Source organism: Marinobacter sp. (assembly GCF_041690615.1).
GTDB lineage: Bacteria > Pseudomonadota > Gammaproteobacteria > Pseudomonadales > Oleiphilaceae > Marinobacter.
In genome coordinates, this window is the sequence record NZ_JAWLGY010000002.1 from 150,157 (window position 1) to 171,320 (window position 21,164).

Annotated in this window: 16 protein-coding genes; 12 read left to right on the top strand and 4 right to left on the bottom strand. The window is 60.3% G+C overall.

The window, feature by feature from the left end:
• Positions 1-129: 129 nt before the first annotated feature.
• Complete coding sequence (locus ACESMZ_RS02330; RefSeq protein WP_372956893.1) at positions 130-471, top strand: 4a-hydroxytetrahydrobiopterin dehydratase; 342 nt, start codon at positions 130-132, stop codon at positions 469-471.
• A 24-nt stretch (positions 472-495) separates the two neighbouring features.
• Here the strand turns inward: ACESMZ_RS02330 and ACESMZ_RS02335 are convergent, their stop codons facing one another.
• Together ACESMZ_RS02335 and ACESMZ_RS02340 are read right to left on the bottom strand one after the other, a co-directional pair.
• A complete protein-coding gene (locus ACESMZ_RS02335) occupies positions 496-1,284 on the bottom strand; it encodes a universal stress protein (RefSeq protein ID WP_372956894.1) in 789 nt (262 codons plus the stop codon).
• A 55-nt stretch (positions 1,285-1,339) separates the two neighbouring features.
• The gene (locus ACESMZ_RS02340; RefSeq protein ID WP_372972146.1) at positions 1,340-2,200 is read right to left on the bottom strand and encodes an AraC family transcriptional regulator; all 861 of its coding nucleotides are present in this window, start codon (positions 2,198-2,200) and stop codon (positions 1,340-1,342) included.
• Between the two features lie 296 nt (positions 2,201-2,496).
• Here ACESMZ_RS02340 and ACESMZ_RS02345 point away from each other — a divergent pair, with 296 nt between their 5' ends.
• The gene (locus ACESMZ_RS02345) at positions 2,497-5,628 is read left to right on the top strand and encodes a YncE family protein (protein WP_372956896.1); all 3,132 of its coding nucleotides are present in this window, start codon (positions 2,497-2,499) and stop codon (positions 5,626-5,628) included.
• A 67-nt stretch (positions 5,629-5,695) separates the two neighbouring features.
• Here the strand turns inward: ACESMZ_RS02345 and ACESMZ_RS02350 are convergent, their stop codons facing one another.
• Entirely contained in the window at positions 5,696-6,439 is a 744-nt protein-coding gene (locus ACESMZ_RS02350) for a substrate-binding periplasmic protein (protein WP_372956897.1), read from the bottom strand.
• Positions 6,440-6,578: 139 nt separating this feature from the next.
• On the opposite strand from ACESMZ_RS02350, the gene ACESMZ_RS02355 reads away from it, so the two are divergent.
• Complete coding sequence (locus tag ACESMZ_RS02355) at positions 6,579-7,013, top strand: acyl-CoA thioesterase (RefSeq protein WP_372956898.1); 435 nt, start codon at positions 6,579-6,581, stop codon at positions 7,011-7,013.
• On the opposite strand, the gene ggt is transcribed toward ACESMZ_RS02355, so the two are convergent.
• Positions 7,007-8,731, bottom strand: a complete 1,725-nt coding sequence (gene ggt, locus ACESMZ_RS02360) for a gamma-glutamyltransferase (protein ID WP_372956899.1) — start codon at positions 8,729-8,731, stop codon at positions 7,007-7,009. The two genes, ACESMZ_RS02355 and ggt, sit on opposite strands and share 7 nt — an antisense overlap.
• Positions 8,732-8,892: 161 nt before the next feature.
• Here ggt and purU point away from each other — a divergent pair, with 161 nt between their 5' ends.
• From purU to ACESMZ_RS02405, 9 genes are all read left to right on the top strand, one after another.
• A complete protein-coding gene (purU, locus tag ACESMZ_RS02365; RefSeq protein WP_372956900.1) occupies positions 8,893-9,747 on the top strand; it encodes a formyltetrahydrofolate deformylase in 855 nt (284 codons plus the stop codon).
• 84 nt (positions 9,748-9,831) lie between these two features.
• A complete protein-coding gene (gyrA, locus tag ACESMZ_RS02370; RefSeq protein ID WP_372956901.1) occupies positions 9,832-12,450 on the top strand; it encodes a DNA gyrase subunit A in 2,619 nt (872 codons plus the stop codon).
• Positions 12,443-13,525: a 3-phosphoserine/phosphohydroxythreonine transaminase gene (gene serC / locus ACESMZ_RS02375; protein WP_372956902.1), complete on the top strand. Its 1,083-nt coding sequence runs from the start codon at positions 12,443-12,445 to the stop codon at positions 13,523-13,525. The genes gyrA and serC overlap by 8 nt, the downstream gene beginning before the upstream one ends.
• A 2-nt stretch (positions 13,526-13,527) precedes the next feature.
• Complete coding sequence (gene pheA, locus ACESMZ_RS02380) at positions 13,528-14,625, top strand: prephenate dehydratase (protein WP_372956903.1); 1,098 nt, start codon at positions 13,528-13,530, stop codon at positions 14,623-14,625.
• A gap of 55 nt (positions 14,626-14,680) precedes the next feature.
• The gene (hisC, locus tag ACESMZ_RS02385; RefSeq protein ID WP_372956904.1) at positions 14,681-15,802 is read left to right on the top strand and encodes a histidinol-phosphate transaminase; all 1,122 of its coding nucleotides are present in this window, start codon (positions 14,681-14,683) and stop codon (positions 15,800-15,802) included.
• Positions 15,792-18,041, top strand: a complete 2,250-nt coding sequence (locus tag ACESMZ_RS02390; protein WP_372956905.1) for a bifunctional prephenate dehydrogenase/3-phosphoshikimate 1-carboxyvinyltransferase — start codon at positions 15,792-15,794, stop codon at positions 18,039-18,041. Before hisC ends, ACESMZ_RS02390 begins: the two co-directional genes overlap by 11 nt.
• Complete coding sequence (gene cmk, locus ACESMZ_RS02395) at positions 18,041-18,730, top strand: (d)CMP kinase (protein WP_372972147.1); 690 nt, start codon at positions 18,041-18,043, stop codon at positions 18,728-18,730. Before ACESMZ_RS02390 ends, cmk begins: the two co-directional genes overlap by 1 nt.
• A gap of 173 nt (positions 18,731-18,903) precedes the next feature.
• Entirely contained in the window at positions 18,904-20,595 is a 1,692-nt protein-coding gene (gene rpsA, locus ACESMZ_RS02400) for a 30S ribosomal protein S1 (protein ID WP_372956907.1), read from the top strand.
• Positions 20,596-20,853: 258 nt separating this feature from the next.
• Positions 20,854-21,150, top strand: coding sequence for an integration host factor subunit beta (locus ACESMZ_RS02405; protein ID WP_091848369.1), 297 nt, complete (start codon positions 20,854-20,856; stop codon positions 21,148-21,150).
• Positions 21,151-21,164 lie beyond the last annotated feature (14 nt).

The following is a 21,164-nucleotide window of genomic DNA, read 5'->3' on the forward strand; positions in this document are numbered from 1 at the left end:
CGGGGAGGCGTATCGGGAATATGTCGCCGGAGGCACCTGTCAGTAATAAATCCCCTTAACTACCGTACACGTGTCGTCAGAACTATCCCTTAACATAGGTTTACCCGAGGGCAATATTCGGAGGCTGGTATGACCAGATTGGCCAAGCAGGTTTGCGAAGCCTGTCGGGCGGACGCCCCGCAGGTTTCCGTAGCAGATCAAAGTGAGCTGCTGGCGGAATTGCCGGATTGGAAGGTGGTGCATCAGGACGGAATACCACAATTGTTGCGTGTATACCCTTTTCGCAACTTTGTGCAGGGTCAGGCCTTCACCAATCAGGTGGCTGAACTGGCGGAAGCAGAGGGACACCATCCGGCCATCCTGCTGGAGTATGGCAGGGTGACGGTACGCTGGTGGACCCACAAGATCGGCGGCCTCCATCGCAACGACTTTATCATGGCTGCCCGAACGGACGCCCTCTACGAAGGCTAGGCCTCTTCCCTGCGGGCCCCGGGGTCAGGGAACCAGCAGTATCGGGCTGACGCTTGCCCGCACTACGGACTCGGATGTGTGTCCCAGGGGAAGCTGCTCCACCGGTGTGGTACCCCGTTTGCCGATTACGGTGAGAGCGGGGCGGCTGTCGCTGATCAGTTCGAGCAGTTCCCGGGCCGGCTGGCCATTGAGTATACGGGCGTGAACGGACGACTTGCTGTTGGCGATGTCGTGAACCAGCCGGTCAACTCGGTCCGCTTCCTCGGGGGCATCGTCAGGCCGTACCCAGATAACCCGGCCTTCCTGCCCGTCACTGGTCAGCGGCCGGAACAGGTCCAGCGCGCGTCCGGCGTTCTCTGAACCATCCGTGGCCAGGAAAACCGGTGACTGGCCGGAAGAAGGCTGGCCTTCCACCGGTAGTACCAGCAGCGGCCGACGGGCCATCCTGGCCAGGTTCATGGTGATATTGCCCATGAACAGTTCGCGGCCTGCAGAGTGATGAGTGCTGCAGCAGATAATACCGTCGGCGTTCAGGTGACGTGCCAGCTCCACCATGCAGGAGGCCACGAAACCGTGGCGTACTGCGATATCGGTTTCCACACCCCAGTCGCCCGCGTATTTGCCGGCCAGGTCCCTGAGCTTGCTCTCTACCGCTCCATCACTGTCCTCAATGTGTTTGCGGGTATGAGGTTCGATAACGTATGTCAGCGTCAGCCTGCTGACACCCAGGCGCTTCAGCAGGGGCGGGAGCTGGCGAATGGCCTGTTCCCAGCCGTCGGAGTAATCCACACTCAGAATCATATGGCTCAGCATATAAACACTCCTAAACACTCCCCGAACAAATGGCCGGATGACTTTGTCTTTAAAGCTAGCACAAAGTGCTGTCAGTGCTATTGATTCCGGTCAGGGTGCTGAAACCCTCACTGGCCAGCTGCGGGTCTATATGGAACTGTACGCCGCCCCGGGCCCGCAACAGCCGGGAAGGCATGATGCCGAGCATGCTGTGGAAGGTGTTGGAAAAATGCGCCAGGTCCGAAAAGCCCGAGCCGACCGCCGCCTGGGTAAAACTCTGACCGCTGGCAATGGCTAGGGTGGTGGCGTGGAGCCGGTGCCATTGTCGGTACCTGCCAGCGGAAATACCCAGGTACTGCCTGAACAGCTGGATAACCCGGGGTACTGACAGGTTCACGGCTGAGGCCAGGTTCTCTGTGGTGATGTTCTGTGTTCGTCTGCTGCGAAGCAGGCCCACCGCCCGGGCAACCCGGGGATCGACCCCGGCGGGTTCCAGTCGGGATTCCCGGTTAAGCCCAAGTCTTGCGAGCATGGCCACTACAGCCCGGGGTGGTGGCCGGGACGTCAGCACCTGTTCGCCCAGGGTTATCAGCGTGTCTTCATTGTCGAGTCCCGAGAGAATGCCATGACGCTGACGGGTGGCATGGCCACTGAGCACCGCCAGGTCGTGCATGAAGGGGTCCAGGAACAGCACCAGCAGCGAAGGGCTGTCACAGCCCAGGTACACGGGAAGTCCGGGGGTGATCACACAGCAGCGGGCGGTTACCGGCTCCTGTGCGTGGCTCTGGCGATGTACTTGCAGGGTACCGCCAATACCCACCACCAGGGCTGCACTGCCATAGCAGCGGTAACGTGCTTCGGTGCCCGGGCCCGCATAGAGAACCCGGTTATCCCAGATGTAAAGGTGGGCGGACGAACCACCGGCCGGTGCTTGCAAAGTCTTCCCTCCCTGGGAGCAACCCGGTTCCCGAAGCCAGCTTCGGGGCTTTGTTAATCCTAACCGGTATTTGCTGGATGTGAGGTCACATCCCCGTGACCAACTGCTCAGATGGCGCGGAATTATCATTCCGCACAAACGGGCTCTGATGGGCGGCAGGTATCCTTCAGTTTCCAGTCGGGCGCCATCGGAGCGCCCGTTGCAGTATGGACGATGCGACAAGCAAACAAGGCGGTCCACGGAGTAAAGGACCCCTCTCAGGGAGAGTTCAATGGAAAGTTCAACGGAGAGTTCCAATGAATAAGAAGATCATTCGTCCGCTCGGCCGGGCGCGTATTGCGAAAGGCCAATATCTGGCATCCGGGGTCGCCCTTGCCATGGCGGCGGCCCATGTGCCGGCGGCTGTCCTTTTCGAGGAAAACTTTTCCGGTGGCCTGGGCGCCTTCTCCGAGCAGGGCCGGGTTTACACCATGACCGCCGGAGAGGTTTCCATGCGGGGCGGCGGCGCCACGGAAACACTGGTCAGGTCCGGACCGATCGCCATCGACGGGGCCAGTGATCTGACCCTGTCGTTCTACCGCGACATTTCGGGCTTCGACAGTGATGAGGCCCTGACCGCTTTCGTATCAGCGGATGGCAGTACTTTCCAGTCGGTACAGTCTGTGAACAGCGGGTCCGGCGTGGTAACCGTTGATATCGGTGACGTGGCTGCCGGACAGGATCAGATCTACCTCCAGTTCGCCATCAACGCCTCCAGCTTCTTCGAACGGGCCGGGCTGGGCAGTATTCTGCTGGAGGGTAATGTGAATGGTGACCCGGGTGAGCCAGGTGATCCCGGAGACCCCGAAGACCCGGAAGATCCCGGAAACCCGGGGGGCGATGACGAGCCCATGCCGGAAGCCGGCGACTTCGTGACCTTTGAGTCGGGCCACGTGCGCCCCATGGCACTGTCATCCGATGGCCAGCGTCTTTACGTAGTGAATACGCCGGACAATACCGTTCAGGTATTCGACGTTTCCGGCGAAACCCCCTCGCCTGTGGAAACCATCCCTGTCGGCCTCGAGCCGGTTGCCGTCAACCTCCGTAATGATGGTGAGCTTTGGGTGGTGAACCACCTTTCAGACACGGTAAGTATTGTGGATGTATCCACCTCGCCCGCCCGTATTCGTGACACCCTGCTGGTGGGCGATGAGCCCAGGGACATCGTCTTTGCCGGTGGTGACGACAAGTGGGCGTTCATTACAGCGGCCCACAGGGGGCAGAATGTACCCTTTGATCCGGAACTCACCACTCCGGGGGTGGGCCGTGCCGACGTCTGGGTATTTGACACCGATAATCCCGGCTTCCAGCTTGGCGGTGAGCCAGTCACCATCCTGAACATGTTTGGTGACACTCTCCGCGGCCTGGCCCGGAGCCCCGATGGAAGCAAGGTCTACACGGCGGTGTTCAACTCCGGTAACCAGACCACTGTGGTGGATGAGGAAATCCCTGATGGGGGGCTCGAAAAACCCGGTCCCCAGCGTGCCGCTGATGGTACAGAGCAGCCCCGCACCGGCCTGATTGTCAGGTACGACGGCCAGAACTGGATGGGCCCCGGCGATCCCGTGCGTGGTGAGGAACCCAGATCCTGGAACGAGTACGTCAAGCTGGAATTACCTGACTATGACGTGTTCGAGATTGATGCTTCCGGTTCTGTACCCCGTGTCGCCTCTCGCACCTCCGGCGTGGGTACGACCCTGTTCAACCTGGCGGTCAACCCCAGCAATGGCAAGGTCTATGTCTCCAACCAGGAGGCTAACAACCTGACCCGTTTCGAGGGGCCGGGCCTGAACGCCTCCACCGTGAACGGCAATTTTGTGCAGAGCCGGATTACCGTGGTTGACGGCAACAATGCCCAGCCCCGCCACCTTAACAAGCACATTGATTACACCACCGAACTGGGTACATCCTCGGAGAAGGAAAGGGCGGTCGCCACCCCGCTGCAAATGGCGGTGTCCTCTGACGGCAACGAACTGTTCACTGCCGCGATGGGGTCCGGCAAACTGGTGCGCTATGACACCCGAGCGCTGGAGAGCGACAGTTTCCAGCCCAATACCGAAGACCAGCTGGTGGTCAGCGGTGGTGGCGCAACCGGCGTGGTTCTGGACGAGGCCCGTGGCCGGGCCTTCGTCACCACCCGCTTTGATAACGGTGTGTCTGTAGTGGATGTGGATGGGGTCATGAGCGAGCTTGCCCACGTCACCATGGCCAACCCGGAGCCGGAGAAAGTGGTTAGGGGACGTCGCTTCCTTTACGACGCTACCTATACCTCCAGCCGGGGGGACTCTTCCTGCGCCGGCTGTCATGTCTTCGGGGATATGGATCATTTGTCCTGGGATCTGGGCAACCCGGATATCGCCGCTGCGGATAACCCCAACGCCTACAATGAGAACGTTCCGGCGATCGGGCGTAACCTGACTTTCCACGCCATGAAAGGGCCAATGACGACCCAGAGTCTCCGGGGTCTGAAGGGTAATGGGCCACTGCACTGGCGTGGGGACCGAACCGGCCAGGACCGTCGTCCCGGAGAGAGCCTCGAACTGGCAGCTTTCAAGGAGTTTAACGACGCCTTTGTCGCCCTGTTGCGTCGCGACAGCGAGCTGAGCGATGCGGAAATGACCCAGTTCGCGGAGTTTGCCCTCGAGCTGACCTATCCGCCCAATCCCGTCGCGGCGCTGGACAACAGTCTCAGCCCGCGGCTGCAGGAGGCCCTGGAGGTTTACAATACGGTCAACTCTGATTTCGTGACCAACTGTAATGGCTGTCACGTGCTGGATCCGGACCGTGGCATGTTCGGCACTGACGGCACCATGTCCGTGGAAGGCGGCGACGTGGACGAGGATATGAAGATCCCCCACCTGCGCAACATGTACCAGAAAGTGGGCATGTTCACCAAGAACGGCGCCGATCGTCCTGAAACCGGTCCGCAGATCCGCGGGTTTGGTTTTGACAACCAGGGTGCCTCCGGCTCCGTGGACAACTTCCTGAGCGCGCCGGTATTCCTGCTGCTGGGTGAGCGGCGACGCCTGATGGTGCAGGACCTGGCGCTGGCCTTTCCCTCAGAGATGAACCCCATTGTAGGCCAGCAGGTGACCCTGAATCCGGACAATCGCAACCGGTCTGATGTACAGGCCCGCCTGGACCTGCTGGTCGAGCGTGCGCTGGTAACTGATCCGCGGCCGGAGTGTGATCTGGTGGCGACCGCTGTACTGGACGGCCAGAGCAGGCGCTGGGTACTCAATGCCAACGAGAAGTTCGTGCCGGGTGACCGTGCCACACCGTCCCTGAGCCGTAGTCAGCTGCTGGACCGGGTCAACGCGCAGGAGACCTCTGTCACCTTTACCTGTACGCCGCCCGGCAGCGGTGTCCGCAACGTGGCCAGCCGCTGATCGCGACAGGCCTGAAGCGTCAAAACCCCGGCCCCGGTGCCGGGGTTTTTTGGCCTCTCACAGGACGTCAGCCATCTGAAAGTCCGGCCATACCCTCGGCCTGTAACTCACTCCAGGCCCGGGAGAACTCCCGGATCATGGTTTCTGTGCCGGGGGCCGCCGTTGAAAAGATAAAGCCCAGTGGCCAGCTCAGCAGGTTGGTCTGCACCAGGCCAGGCAACGGGGTCCGGGCAAGAGTGGCGTCCATGGGAGCCTGGAAATTGATCAGATAATCGCCGCGACGGAAGGCAAGCATGCGAATTGCCGATGCATGGTCCGGCGCAATTGTGACATAGGTGTCGGGATCAGCTTTCAGCTCGTCCAGCAGCCGGAAATAGGTGTACCCGCGAATCAGTATCAGCCGTTTGCCCCGGAGTTCCTCAAGGCTTTCTATGGCCCCCGTGTCGTTTCGGGAGTAGGCATTGAGCTGAATGGAGCCCGCACTGAAAGGTGTCTCACGGGTAAAGCCGGCGAGTTCGGGGACGCCTGCGGACCCGGGCCACAGGTCGATTTCTCCCTGCTCCAGATACAGGTACACCCGCCCGATAGGAAGTTCCTGCCACTGAATGGAGTAGCCTGCCCGTTGCGCAACCTGCTCGGTCATTCGGATGAAACTGCCTTCCGGCTGCCCGTTGTCGTTGCGGGTGGCCAGTGGAGGAAATTCGATAAATGCGGCCCGTATAACCTTCTCGTCGTTCGCCACGGCACCGGCAGCGGCCATCAGGACGCCTGCCAGCAGGGCCAGGCTGAGCGAGTGGATGAGTCGTTTCATGGCTGGCGATTTTTCATTGGAATTGTTATATCGCTAGAATGGCGTGAATCCAGCTTTCTGTAAAGCCGCCCCGCCGCCGTCCGGCGCAGGGTGGGATTACCGTTTCCACCGTACCTACGAACCATCCGGAATCCGATACATGACCGCAGAAAATGTCAGACACCGGGGCCGATTCACGGCCTTCGACCCCATCTCCACCCGTTGGGCAGACAATGATCTTTACGGCCACGTCAATAACGTGACCTACTACGCCTGGTTTGACACGTCCGTAAACCGCTATCTGATCGAGCAGGGCGGTCTGGACATTCATCGTGGGCAGGAGATTGCCTATGTGGTGAGTTCTTCCTGTGACTATTTCAGTCCGGTTGCCTATCCGGAAAAGATTGAGGCCGGGCTTCGGGTGGAAAAGCTGGGTAACAGCTCGGTCACCTATAATATCGGCATCTTCCGGGAAGGGGAGCAGCAGGCCTGTGCGGTCGGCCGTTTTGTTCACGTCTTCGTTAACCGTGACACCGACCGGCCAGTGCCCATTCCGGCCGGTGTCCGTCAGGCCCTGGAGCGGCTGGTTCAGTAGCCCCGCGCGGTAGAGGTACTGCGGCGCGGGTCGGCGGCACCCCAGCGGCGACCATCCTGATCGATCAGAATACTCTGGATGGCGCCCATGGCGGAACGAACTTCCACGGTGTGCCCCATGGCTTCTAGCAGGTCGACCGTATCCGGGCTGATGCCCCGTTCAATGCGGATCTCATCGGGCAGCCACTGATGGTGAACCCGGGGCGCCTCCACGGCGGACTGGATATTCATGCCGTGGTCGATCACGTTCATGAGTACCTGCAGCGTGGTGGTAATGATCCTTGAACCACCCGGGCTGCCGGTGACCAGGTAGTTCTGGCCCTCACGCCGGACGATAGTGGGGGACATGGAGCTGAGCATGCGCTTGCCGGGCTCGATGCTGTTTGCCTTGCCACCGATAAGGCCGTAGGCGTTGGGCACGCCGGGCTTGGCACTGAAGTCATCCATCTCGTTGTTCAGCAGGAATCCGGCACCTTTGACGGTGATGCCCGAGCCATAGCTGAAGTTTATGGTGTAGGTGTTGGAAACCGCATTGCCCCAGCGATCCACTATGGAGAAATGGGTGGTTTCGTTGCTCTCATAGGGCGCGGGGTTGTCCGGAGCTATCTCCTTTGAGGGCGTGGCGCGTTCAGGGTCGATACCCTGTCGCAGTTCGGTGGCGTAGTCCTTGCTGGTAATGCCCTCCAGCGGCACCTCCACATAGTCGGTGTCGCCCAGATATTCGGAGCGGTCGGCGTAGGCCCGCTTCATGGCTTCTGCCATCAGGTGGATCGTCTGGGCGGAGTTGTGTCCATAGTCCCCGATGGGGTAGCCCTCCAGGATGTTGAGAATCTGCACGATATGGGCGCCACCGGAGCTTGGTGGCGACATTGAAAAGATCTCGTGGCCCCGGTAATTGCCCCTTATGGGCTCCCGGATAACCGGCTGGTAATTGGCCAGGTCCTCCATGGTAATCAGGCCGTCACCCCGTTCCATTTCCGCCACGATCAGCCGGGCGGTTTCCCCCTCGTAGAAATCGGCGATGCCGTGGTCGGCGATGCGCTGCAGGGTGGCTGCCAGCTCAGGCTGGCGAAAGCGGTCGCCGGGGCCGGGCGGGTTGCCATCTTCGTCGTAGAACGTAGCCCGGGTGGCCGGCCAGCGGGTAAGGCGCTCCCGTGCCTGCTCAAGGCCTTCGGTAAACCGGTGAGGAACCTCGAATCCGTCCCGCGCCAGGGCAATGGCGGGGGCCAGCGCCTCCGCCAGGGTGATGGTGCCGTACTGATCCAGGGCCAGGGCAAGGCCTGCCACGGTGCCAGGCACTCCGGAGGCCAGGTGGGTGAAGCGGCTGCGTTCCGGTACAACCTCGCCAGTCTCGTCCTGATACATGGTTTCATTGGCGGCAGCAGGCGCGGTCTCGCGATAATCAATGGCCTGAACCGGGCTACCGTCTCCCGGCGCAAAAAGCATGAAGCCTCCGCCTCCGATATTGCCGGAGCGGGGTTGGGTCACTGCCAGCGCGAACCCGGCCGTTACTGCTGCATCCACTGCATTGCCGCCATTACGGAGAACCTCAAGGGCTACCTCGGTCGCATGGGGGTGACTGGTCGCCACCATGCCATGGTCCCCGGGTACGGGGTGGTGGCGCTCTCCCTCAAGAATGGCCTGGGCACCGGCCAGGCCTGTTGCCAGGCTGAACAGGAGCAGTGATACGACCCGCAGGTGCCGGATGGCGATGGGCATGGGAGGGATCCTTGTGTCTTTGGCGGATTTGTGGCGAAACGAGGGTCATCACCTTCGTTCCGGCGGCGGTTTAGGCTATGATAGCCGGTCATTTTCTGTTGCGCAGGCCGGCGAAGTGAATCCCGGTCACGCATCTCCCAGTCGTACTACAGGACAGGTTCATGGAACACACATACCGTCTGGTGATTTCCTGCCCGGACCGGGTGGGTATTGTTGCAAAGGTCAGTAACTTCTTGTCCACCTACAATGGCTGGATAACCGAGGCCAGCCACCACTCGGACAACCAGGCCGGGTGGTTCTTCATGCGGCACGAGATCAAGGCCAGCTCCATCCCGTTCGGCCTGGACCAGTTCCGCACCGCATTCGAGCCCATCGCCCGGGAATTCGACATGAGCTGGCATATTGCCGATTCAGCCCGGCCCAAGAAGGTGGTGCTCATGTGCAGCAAGGAGTCCCACTGCGTGGCAGACCTGCTGCACCGCTGGCACAGCGGTGAGCTGAACGTGGATATTGCGGCGGTTATCTCCAACCATGAAGACCTGCGTCGCATGGTGGAGTGGCACGAGATCCCCTACCACTGCATTCCGGTCAGCAAGGAAAACAGGGCCGAAGCCTTCGCCGAGATCGACGGGCTGTTCCAGACCTATGAGGCGGACGTCATTGTGCTGGCCCGTTACATGCAGATCCTGCCGGCCGAGCTGTGCGAAAAGTACGCCGGCAAGGTGATCAACATCCACCATTCGTTCCTGCCGTCCTTTGCCGGGGCGCGCCCCTACCACCAGGCGTACAGTCGTGGCGTCAAGCTGATCGGGGCCACCTGTCACTATGTGACCCAGGACCTGGACGAAGGGCCCATCATCGAGCAGGACGTGATCCGCATCAGTCACAGCGATGCCATCGAGGACATGGTCCGGCTGGGCAAGGATGTGGAGAAGAATGTGCTTGCCCGGGGACTGCGTGCCCATGTGGAAGACCGGGTCATTACCTATGAAAACAAGACGGTGGTTTTTGACTGAGCCGGTTACCCGAATGTGGTAACATCGATAGCTTGTTTATAACCACCAAAACGACTTCCAGCAAATTCAAAGGAACCATTCTCGATGGGTGAGTTAGCCAAAGAGATCCTGCCGGTCAATATCGAAGACGAGCTCAAGCAGTCCTACCTGGACTATGCCATGAGCGTCATCATCGGCCGGGCGCTTCCCGATGTCCGCGATGGCCTCAAGCCGGTACACAGACGTGTTCTCTTCGCCATGTCCGAACTGGGCAACGACTGGAACAAGTCGTACAAGAAATCTGCCCGTGTGGTGGGTGACGTTATCGGTAAGTACCACCCCCATGGCGACTCCGCGGTCTACGACACCATCGTACGGATGGCCCAGCCGTTCTCGCTGCGGTATCCGCTGGTGGACGGGCAGGGCAACTTTGGCTCCATCGATGGCGACAATGCGGCGGCCATGCGTTACACCGAAATCCGCATGGAAAAGATCGCCCATTCCCTGCTGGCGGATCTCGACAAGGAAACGGTGGACTACGTCGACAACTACGACGGCACCGAGCGAATTCCGGAAGTCCTGCCCACCCGTGTACCCAACCTGCTGGTGAATGGCTCCTCGGGTATCGCAGTTGGCATGGCCACCAACATTCCGCCCCATAACCTGACGGAAGTGGTCAATGGCTGCCTGGCGCTGATCGACAACCCGGACACTACCGTTGATGAGCTGATGGATATCATCCCGGGGCCGGATTTTCCCACCCAGGGCATTATCAATGGTCGGGCCGGCATCGTTGAGGCCTACCGCACCGGGCGCGGGCGTATCTACATCCGCGCCCGTCACGAGATCGAACATGACAACAAGACCGGCCGTGATGCTGTCATCATCACTGAGCTGCCTTACCAGCTGAACAAGGCCCGCCTGATCGAGAAGATCGCCGAGCTGGTAAAGGAAAAGCGCCTCGAAGGCATTACCGAGCTGCGGGACGAGTCCAACAAGGAAGGTATCCGGGTGGTGATCGAGCTGCGTCGGGGCGAGAACCCGGACGTTATCATCAACAACCTGTTTGCCCAGACCCAGCTGGAAACCGTTTTCGGCATCAACATGGTGGCGTTGCTTAATGGCGAGCCCAAGACGCTGAACCTGAAGGAAATGCTGGATGCCTTCGTGCGTCACCGCCGGGAAGTGGTGACCCGTCGTACCATCTACGAACTGCGCAAGGCACGGGAGCGGGGCCATATTCTCGAAGGCCTGACAGTAGCCCTGGCGAACATTGACGAGATCATCGAGCTGATCAAGGCGTCCCCCTCCGCGGCGGAAGCCAGGGAAAAGCTTATCGACAAGGGCTGGGCACCGGGTGCTGTGCTCGCCATGCTGGAGCGCGCCGGTGAAGACGCCTGCCGTCCGGACGACCTGCCGGAAATCTACGGTCTGCGGGACGGGCTTTATCATCTGTCGCCGGAGCAGGCCCAGGCCATTCTGGACCTGCGCCTGCATCGCCTGACCGGTCTGGAAACCGAAAAGCTCCAGAACGAGTACAAGGAGATTATCGAGAAGATCGCCGATCTGCTTGATATCCTGGGCAATCCGGAACGCCTGTTGCAAGTTATCCGCGATGAGCTGGCGGCCATTGTCGATGAATACGGTGACGAACGCCGTACCGAGATTGTCAGCTCCCGCCGTGACCTGACCGTGGCGGACCTGATCGACGAAGAAGACCTGGTGGTGACCATTTCCCATAGCGGTTACGCCAAGACCCAGGCGGTGGAAGACTACCAGGCCCAGCGTCGTGGCGGCCGGGGCAAGGCGGCTACCGCGATGAAGGATGAAGACTTCATCGAGAAACTGCTGGTAGCCAACTCCCATGACACCATTCTGTGCTTTTCCAACCGTGGCAAGGTATACTGGCTGCGGGTGTTCGAGATTCCCCGGGGCAGCCGTGGCTCCCGTGGCCGACCCATGGTGAATATCCTGCCGCTGGATGAGGGTGAGCGTATTACCACCTTCCTGCCGGTGCGGGACTATCCGGAAGATCACTATGTATTGATGGCTACTTCCAACGGTGTGGTCAAGAAAACCCCGCTGCCGAACTTCTCCCGGCCCCGGTCCAATGGCCTGATTGCCCTGAACCTGGATGAAGGTGACACCCTTATCGGGGCCGCCATTACCCAGGGCGATGCGGAAGTCATGTTGTTTTCCACCGCTGGCAAGGCTGTTCGTTTCAACGAGGAGGCCGTACGTCCCATGAGCCGGACGGCCCGCGGCGTACGTGGTATCCGCATGCCGGACGGCCACCATGTGGTGTCGCTGATCATTCCCCAGGAAGGCGGCGTTATCCTGACCGCCAGTGAGCATGGCTACGGCAAGCGCACCGCCATTGATGAGTTCCCCACCTACAGCCGTGGCAGCCAGGGTGTTATCGCCATGCAATGTTCAGAGCGTAACGGCAACCTGGTTACCGCGCTGCAGCTGTTTGATGGTGACGAAATGATGCTCATCTCTGACAAGGGCACCCTGGTGCGCACCCGGACCGATGAAGTCTCGATCCTCAGCCGTAACACCCAGGGTGTACGGCTGATCCGGCTCAGCCAGGAAGATGAACGCCTGGTGGGCGTGGAGCGGATCGCCGAGAGCGACGATGAGGATGCCGAGGCAGGAGCCGTTGAGGGTTCTGCAGTAGACAACGGCAGCGATGATAACAGCGGAGAGTCAGCCGATGAGTAGGGCGTTCAATTTCTGCGCCGGCCCGGCCACACTACCGGAGCCCGTGCTCCGGCAGGCCCGTGATGAAATGCTGGACTGGCGGGGCACCGGCATGTCGGTGATGGAAATGAGCCACCGCAGTGACGAGTTCGTGGAGATCGCTGAGACCGCCGAGCAGGATCTGAGGGAACTCGCAGGTATTTCAGATGACTACGCGGTACTCTTTATGCAGGGTGGAGCTTCCAGCCAGTTTGCGACCATCCCCCTGAACCTGCTGGGAGACAATGGACGTGCCGACTACGTAAACACCGGCATCTGGTCAAAGAAAGCCATTGCCGAAGCTAGCCGCTACGGTGACATCAACGTCGCCGCCTCCAGCGAAGACAGCGGTTTTACCACGGTTCCCCTGCAGGAAACCTGGAACACCCGGGCGGATGCGGCCTACCTGCATTACACCCCCAACGAGACCATCGGTGGCCTGGAGTACGACTTCATCCCGGAAAGCGGCTCGGTGCCGCTGGTGGCGGACATGTCGTCTACCATGCTGTCCCGGCCTGTGGATGTGTCGAAATTCGGCCTGATCTATGCCGGCGCCCAGAAAAATATTGGTCCTTCCGGTCTGGTGGTGGTCATTATCCGTAAGGATCTTCTGGGCACAGCGCGGCCGGAAACGCCGACCATGATGAACTATCAGGTGATCGCCGAGAACGGTTCCATGTACAACACGCCGGCAACCTATTCCTGGTACCTGGCGGGGCTGGTATTCAAGTGGCTGAAAGAGCAGGGTGGTGTCGAGGCCATGGCGGCAGTGAACCGTCGCAAGGCCACCAGGCTCTATGACTTCATCGATGGCAATGAGTTCTATGCCAACCCCATTGACCCACGCTTCCGCTCCTGGATGAACGTGCCATTTACCCTGGCTGATGATGGCCTGAACGGCGCCTTCCTGAAGGGGGCTGACGAACGTGGCCTGCTGAACCTGAAAGGGCACCGCAGTGTGGGTGGCATGCGAGCCAGCATATACAACGCCATGCCTGAGGCAGGCGTGGATGCCCTGATCGACTATATGGCCGGATTTGCGAAGGAGCATGGCTGACCATGAGTGACGAGCAGATCCGCCTGGGCGAGTTGCGCGACCAGATCGACAGTCTGGATCAGCAGATCATGGATCTGATCAGCGCCCGTGCCCGTTGTGCCCAGGAAGTGGCCCACGTGAAGATGGCCGCCAACCCGGGTGAAGACGTGTTTTTCTATCGTCCGGAGCGGGAAGCCCAGGTGCTTCGCCGAATCAAGGAGGCTAACCCGGGACCGCTGGCAGACGAGGAAATGGCCCGGCTGTTCCGGGAAATCATGTCGGCCTGCCTGGCGCTGGAGCAGCCGATGCGGATCGCCTTCCTGGGACCGGCCGGAACCTTTACCCAGGCAGCGGCGCTCAAGCATTTCGGGCATTCGGTGATTTCCGTCCCCATGCCGGCCATTGATGCGGTATTCCGCGAAGTGGAATCCGGTGCGGCCCAGTATGGTGTGGTACCGGTGGAGAATTCCACCGAGGGCATGATCAATCACACCCTGGACATGTTTATCTCCTCACCGCTGAAAATCTGTGGCGAGGTGCAGCTGCGCATCCATCATCATCTGATGCGCTCCCCTGAAAGCGGGGACCAGCCGCTGACCCGTATTTATTCCCACCAGCAGTCCTTTGCCCAGTGCCGTCAGTGGCTGGACGCGCACCAGTATGGTGTCGAGCGGGTTACCGTCAGCAGCAATGCGGAAGCGGCCCGCCGGGCGGCCAGTGAGCCGGGTACGGCAGCCATCGCCGGTGACATGGCGGCTGAATTGTATGGCCTTGAAATCATGGCCGGCAAGATCGAGGACCGGCCGGATAATACCACCCGGTTCCTGATTGTTGGTCGTGAATCCGTAGGCCCCAGCGGGCAGGACAAGACGTCCATCCTGGTGTCCATGCGTAACCGCCCCGGAGCCCTTTATCAGTTGCTGGAACCGTTCCACCGTGCCGGTATCAGCCTTACCCGTATCGAAACCCGTCCTTCTCCCAGCGGCACCTGGGCCTATGTCTTCTATATTGATTTCGAGGGCCATATGGACGACGCCAATATCAGCAAACTGCTGGAAGACCTGGAAGAAGACGCCGTCGAGCTCAAGCGCCTGGGATCCTACCCGGCCGGCGTACTCTGACGTTTCAGGGCCCTGGCGGATCCGTCCTGGCGATTAACCCGGAGGTTTTTGGTTTATGTCTATCGACTATCAGTCACTGGCGGTTGAGGGTGTTCGCAGTCTGACGCCGTATCAGCCTGGCAAACCAGTCGAGGAGCTGGCGAGGGAATACGGTCTGGAGCCGGACGACATCGTCAAGCTGGCCAGCAATGAGAATCCCCTGGGTCCGAGCCCGGTGGCCATGGAGGCAGCCCGTGAGGCCCTTGAAGAGATGTGCCGTTACCCTGACGGCAACGCCTTCACCCTGAAGCAGGCACTGTCCCGGTACCTTCAGGTGGCCGCCAGCCAGCTCACCCTGGGTAATGGCTCCAACGATGTGCTGGAAGTCATTGCCCGCTGTTTTGCCGGCCCGGGCGATGAAATTGTCTATGCCCAGCATGCCTTTGCGGTCTATCCCCTGGTAACCCTGGCCATTGGTGCAAAGGGGGTGGAGGTGCCAGCGAAAGACTGGGGCCATGACCTGCCTGCCATGGCGGATGCCATCTCCGAACGAACCCGGCTGGTCTTTGTTGCCAACCCCAATAATCCCACTGGCACCGTGGAAGGTGAAACGGCCATCCGGGCTTTTTTGGACCGGGTGCCTGAGCGGGTGCTGGTGGTGCTGGACGAGGCCTATTGCGAGTATCTGGCCGGCACCGATGATGACGTGGACGGCATCAGCCTGCTGCGCGATTATCCGAACCTGATTGTTACCAGGACTTTCTCCAAGGCCTGGGGCCTGGCAGCGCTGCGAGTGGGCTATGCAGTTTCGTCACCCACGATCGCCGACCTCCTTAACCGTGTGCGACAGCCGTTCAACGTGGACACCGTTGCCCAGGCAGCGGCCACGGCTGTGCTGGATGACCTGGAGTACCTGGAGCGGTCGCGGGAGGTCAATCGTCAGGGACTTGAGCAGCTGACCACCGGTTTTGCGGCGCTGGGGCTGGAGTGGATACCTTCAGCAGGCAACTTTGTCGCCGTGGATGTGGGCGGTGATGCCCAGGACATTTTTCGGGGGTTACTGGAGCAGGGGGTGATCGTCCGCCCCGTGGCCGGTTACGGTATGCCCCGCCATCTCCGGGTTTCGGTGGGCCTTCCGGATGAGAATCAGCGTTTCCTGGAAGCGCTGAAGCGAGCACTGGAAAGCCGTGGAACCTGAGCTGCCGTTGCAACCGGAAGCTGCCGGGCAGTTGTTCCGAAGGGTCGCCGTCATCGGCCTGGGCCTGATCGGCGGTTCCCTGGCCCTGGCTGCCAAACGTTCCGGTCGGGTCGGCGAGGTTCTGGCAGCGGACCGCAGTGATGATGAGCTGGCCCTGGGGGTTGAACTCGGCGTTATCGATGGTTATGGCTCCGTCAGTGACATTGTCACCGGCGCGGACCTGGTGGTTATTGCGGTGCCGGTGCGCGCCACGGTTGCCGTGCTCCAGGATGTGCGACCGCACCTGTCGCCGGAGGCGGTGCTGACCGATGTGGGCAGCACCAAGGGCAGCTTTGTCCAGGCGGTGAACGAGGTGTTCGGCGGCTGGGCACCCCGGGTGATCCCCGGTCACCCCATCGCCGGCTCCGAAAAAAGCGGGGTGCGGGCAGCCCGTGCCGACCTGTTTGCGGACCACAAGGTTATCCTTACGCCACCTGAGGGCGCGGACCAGCAGGCTCTTGACCGGCTGACCGACCTCTGGGCCGCCTGCGGCGCTACCGTACTCACCATGGCCGTTGCCCGGCATGACGAAGTGCTGGCGGCCACCAGCCATCTTCCCCATCTGATCGCGTTCTCGCTGGTGGATACCCTGGCGGGGGAAGACCAGAATATGGAAATCTTCCGCTATGCGGCGGGGGGCTTCCGGGATTTCACCCGGATTGCCGCCAGTGATCCGGTCATGTGGCACGATATCTTCCTGTCAAACCGGGAAGCAGTGCTCCGGGTGATTGATCATTTCACCGAGGACCTGGCCGGTTTGCGGCAGGCCATTCAAGATCAGGATGGCGCCGCATTGCTGCGGGTTTTCACCCGTGCCCGGGCGGCGCGCAATCATTTTTCCAAAATGCTATCAGGACAGGCGTACGTGACAGACATGAGTCAGAAACCCGTGAGGTTCCGGTTGCAGCCGGGCGGCAGTGTAAGTGGCGATATCCGGGTACCCGGTGACAAATCCATCTCCCACCGGTCGATCATGCTCGGGGCACTTGCCGAAGGGGTGACCGAGGTGGATGGCTTCCTGGAGGGTGAAGACAGCCTGGCCACCCTGCAGGCCTTCCGGGATATGGGCGTCACCATCGAAGGCCCGGATGACGGCCATGTGCGCATTCACGGGGTAGGTATGAACGGCCTGCAGGCACCCCGTGGCCCCCTTTACCTGGGCAACTCCGGTACCGCCATGCGATTGTTCTCCGGCCTGCTGGCAGCGCAATCCTTTGATTCCGAGCTCACCGGTGACGAAAGCCTTTCCCGCCGGCCCATGAACCGGGTTGCAGATCCCCTGAGGGCTATGGGTGCCGTCATTGACACCGCCGAAGGCGGCCGGCCACCGCTGAAGATCCGGGGGGGGCGCAAGCTTTCCGGTATTCACTACGATATGCCGGTGGCCAGTGCCCAGGTCAAATCCTGCCTCTTGCTGGCGGGTCTTTACGCCGAAGGCATGACCTCTGTGCAGGAGCCGGCCCCGACTCGGGACCATACCGAGCGGATGCTGGAAGGTTTCGGCTACCACGTGCACCGGGACGCGGCTACCGCCAGCGTGATTGGTGGCGGCAAACTGACGGCTGGCCACATTGACGTGCCTGCGGACATTTCCTCGGCGGCATTTTTCATGGTGGCGGCCAGCATCGCTGAAGGCTCTGACCTCACCCTGCGCCATGTGGGCATGAACCCCACGCGCACCGGTGTCATCAATATCCTGAAGTTGATGGGCGCCAATATCGAGGTGTCCAACGAAAGGGAGATCGGTGGCGAACCGGTAGCTGATCTGCGGGTGAGGAGCGCCCGACTGCGGGGGGTCGATATCCCGGAGGAGCAGGTTCCCCTCGCAATCGATGAGTTCCCGGTGCTGTTTATCGCTGCAACCTGTGCCGAGGGGCGCACCGTCCTGCGGGGCGCCGAAGAACTGCGGGTCAAGGAAAGCGACCGTATCCAGGTGATGGCCGATGGCCTCAGTGCCGTGGGTGTGAAAACCACGGTGACCCCGGATGGCATCATTATCGAGGGCGGTCAGACCATTGCCGGAGGCGAGGTGGACAGCCACGGTGACCACCGGATTGCCATGTCCTTCGCCGTAGCCTCCCTGTGCGCCGGCGGCGAAATTGTGGTGAATGACTGTGCCAACGTGGCAACCTCGTTTCCCGGCTTCGTTGAACTGGCAACCGGGACCGGTATTCGTATTCACTCCGAGGAGGCTGGCTGATGCAGGCTGTAGCGGATAACTCGGTACCGGTAGTGACCGTGGACGGGCCGGGGGGCTCCGGCAAGGGAACGGTTACGCAGATGCTCGCCCGCCGCCTGGGCTGGCACCTGCTTGACAGCGGTGCGCTATATCGCCTGACCGCCCTTGCCGCTCGCCGGCAGGGCGTGGACCTGACCGACGAGGCCGGGCTGGTCAACGTGGCGTCGGGCCTGGACGTCGCCTTCCAGCCGACGCCGGAAGGCGAGCCGGTCAGGCTATTCCTGGCGGGAGATGATGTGACCCGCGAAATACGGACCGAGGAGACCGGTGACGGCGCGTCCCGGGTGGCTGTGATCCAGGCGGTGCGAGATGCCCTGCTGCAGCGCCAGCGGGACTTCCGCCAGGCGCCCGGGCTGGTGGCGGATGGCCGGGATATGGGCACGGTGGTATTTCCTGATGCCCCGGTAAAGGTTTTCCTGACCGCAAGCGCCGAGGAAAGGGCCAGGAGGCGCCACCTTCAGTTGAAGGAGGCGGGTATGGATGTTAATATTCAGAATCTTTTAGACGAGATCCGGGCCCGTGATGAGCGTGACATGAATCGTTCAGCGGCCCCGCTTAAGCCTGCAGATGATGCGCAAGTCATTGATTCTACAGGTTTAAGTATAGAGGAGGTGCTATCGAAGGTTATGGCCCTTGTGGGTCAGGCCTGATCGCACCTTTTTGCTATTTCTGTTGTATTTTTGAGCAGTTCTGCAGCAGGAATAGTGGTTGAAGGATCCGGCAATGGCGCGAAAGCCAGCCCCTTGCCATGACCGGATTACTACTAACAGACCGTGCTGCTGGCCGTGCGGATGAAACTTGCGTTGATCACATAGGACACATAATGAGCGAGAGCTTTGCTGATCTTTTCGAAGAAAGCCTGAAAGAAATTGACATGCAACCGGGTTCCATCGTCCAGGGAACCGTGGTGGATATCGACAACGACTGGGTCACCGTTAACGCCGGACTGAAGTCCGAAGGCGTTATCCCCGCCTCCCAGTTCCTGAACGAAAAAGGCGAGTTGGAAATTGCTGTCGGCGACGTTGTCGATGTAGCTCTCGACGCGGTTGAAGACGGTTTCGGTGAAACCCGTCTGTCCCGCGAAAAGGCCAAGCGTGCCGAAGCCTGGAAGGTGCTGGAAAAGTCCTTCGAGGCCGAAGAAGTTGTCAAGGGCATGATCAACGGCAAGGTCAAGGGTGGTTTCACCGTCGACCTGGCCGGTATCCGTGCCTTCCTGCCAGGCTCCCTGGTAGATGTTCGTCCGGTTCGCGACACCGCGCACCTGGAGAACAAGGAACTGGAATTCAAGGTTATCAAGCTCGACCAGAAGCGCAACAACGTGGTGGTTTCCCGTCGCGCCGTTCTGGAAGCTGAAAACAGTGCCGAGCGCGAAGCTCTGCTGGAAACCCTGACCGAGGGCATGACCCTGCAGGGTATCGTCAAGAACCTGACCGACTACGGCGCGTTCGTTGACCTGGGTGGCGTTGACGGCCTGCTGCACATCACCGACATGGCCTGGAAGCGCATCAAGCATCCGAGCGAAATCGTTAACGTGGGTGACGAGATCACCGTCAAGGTCCTGAAGTTTGACCGTGAGCGCAACCGCGTATCCCTGGGTCTGAAGCAGCTGGGTGAAGATCCCTGGGTTGATATCAAGGGTCGTTATCCGGAAGGCAGCAAGGTTACCGCCCGCGTAACCAACCTGACCGACTACGGCTGCTTTGCCGAGCTGGAAGAGGGTGTTGAAGGTCTGGTGCACGTGTCCGAAATGGACTGGACCAACAAGAACATCCATCCGTCCAAGGTGGTTCAGGTGGGTGACGAAGTTGACGTCATGATCCTGGATATCGACGAAGAGCGTCGTCGTATCTCCCTGGGCATCAAGCAGTGCGTACCCAACCCCTGGGAAGAGTTCTCCGCGAACTACAACAAGGGCGACAAGGTTTCCGGCAAGATCAAGTCCATCACTGACTTCGGTATCTTTATCGGTCTGGATGGCGGCATCGACGGCCTGGTGCACCTGTCCGACATCAGCTGGAACGAGACCGGCGAAGAAGCCGTTCGTGAATACAAGAAGGGCGACGAAGTCGAGACCGTTATCCTGTCTGTTGATCCCGAGCGTGAGCGCATCTCCCTGGGCATCAAGCAGCTTGAAAGCGATCCGTTTGCCGAATTCGTGCAGCTGAACGACAAGGGCTCCATCGTCAAGGGCACCGTGTCTGCCGTTGACGCCAAGGCGGCCACTATCGCTCTGAACGACGAGGTTGAAGCGGTACTGAAGGCTTCCGAGATCAGCCGTGACAAGGTGGAAGACGCCCGTAACGCGCTGAAGGAAGGCGAAGAAGTCGAAGCCAAGATCATCAGCATCGACCGCAAGAACCGCGTGATCAACCTGTCTGTCAAGTCCAAGGACGTTGAGGACGACAAGCAGGCGCTGGAAAGCGTACGTAGCAAGGCCGCTGAGACTTCTGGTGCGACCACCATCGGTGATCTCATCAAGGAGCAGATGCAGCAGCAGAACGCCAACAAAGAGTGATTCATTCCTCTTGAAGGCAAAAAAACGGGCTCTAAGAGCCCGTTTTTTTTGTCTTTTTTTCAGGTTTGGCTAAACTAGCAGTGTTCTCGCTGCCTGCATCCGCTGCTGCCTGGTCAGCTCGATTCCGGCGCACTGGCGGGGGCGAGAATTTGAGAAGCCGAATTTCGGCGTCTGTGTGGTTCGGGTGACAGGCCGGCGCCTGCCGAACCCATAACGATGGCCAGGGCTTCGTAATAAAAACGAAAAGGGATGGGCCTCATGACAAAGTCTGAACTGGTCGAACTGATTGCTTCCAAGCAGACTCAGTTGTCTGTGAAAGACGTGGAACTGGCGGTAAAAACCATTATTGAACACATGTCGCAGTCACTTGCGGACGGTCAGCGGATCGAGATCCGGGGGTTTGGCAGCTTCTCTCTCCATTACCGGGCGGCCCGTACCGGGCGAAATCCTAAGACCGGGGAGGCGGTGCAACTGCCGGCCAAGTATGTGCCACACTTCAAGCCGGGCAAGGAATTGCGTGAGCAGGTCAATGACAGCATGAAGAAGGGCTACTGAGCGCTTCGTGATTG

Coding starts and splice junctions, on each gene's coding strand:
- ACESMZ_RS02330 (WP_372956893.1), top strand. CDS start 130: ATGACCAGATTGGCCAAGCAGGTTTGCGAAGCCTGTCGGGCGGACGCC.
- ACESMZ_RS02345 (WP_372956896.1), top strand. CDS start 2,497: ATGAATAAGAAGATCATTCGTCCGCTCGGCCGGGCGCGTATTGCGAAA.
- hisC (WP_372956904.1), top strand. CDS start 14,681: ATGTCTATCGACTATCAGTCACTGGCGGTTGAGGGTGTTCGCAGTCTG.
- serC (WP_372956902.1), top strand. CDS start 12,443: ATGAGTAGGGCGTTCAATTTCTGCGCCGGCCCGGCCACACTACCGGAG.
- ACESMZ_RS02335 (WP_372956894.1), bottom strand. CDS start 1,284: ATGCTGAGCCATATGATTCTGAGTGTGGATTACTCCGACGGCTGGGAA.
- purU (WP_372956900.1), top strand. CDS start 8,893: ATGGAACACACATACCGTCTGGTGATTTCCTGCCCGGACCGGGTGGGT.
- ggt (WP_372956899.1), bottom strand. CDS start 8,731: ATGCCCATCGCCATCCGGCACCTGCGGGTCGTATCACTGCTCCTGTTC.
- pheA (WP_372956903.1), top strand. CDS start 13,528: ATGAGTGACGAGCAGATCCGCCTGGGCGAGTTGCGCGACCAGATCGAC.
- ACESMZ_RS02405 (WP_091848369.1), top strand. CDS start 20,854: ATGACAAAGTCTGAACTGGTCGAACTGATTGCTTCCAAGCAGACTCAG.
- gyrA (WP_372956901.1), top strand. CDS start 9,832: ATGGGTGAGTTAGCCAAAGAGATCCTGCCGGTCAATATCGAAGACGAG.
- ACESMZ_RS02350 (WP_372956897.1), bottom strand. CDS start 6,439: ATGAAACGACTCATCCACTCGCTCAGCCTGGCCCTGCTGGCAGGCGTC.
- cmk (WP_372972147.1), top strand. CDS start 18,041: ATGCAGGCTGTAGCGGATAACTCGGTACCGGTAGTGACCGTGGACGGG.
- rpsA (WP_372956907.1), top strand. CDS start 18,904: ATGAGCGAGAGCTTTGCTGATCTTTTCGAAGAAAGCCTGAAAGAAATT.
- ACESMZ_RS02355 (WP_372956898.1), top strand. CDS start 6,579: ATGACCGCAGAAAATGTCAGACACCGGGGCCGATTCACGGCCTTCGAC.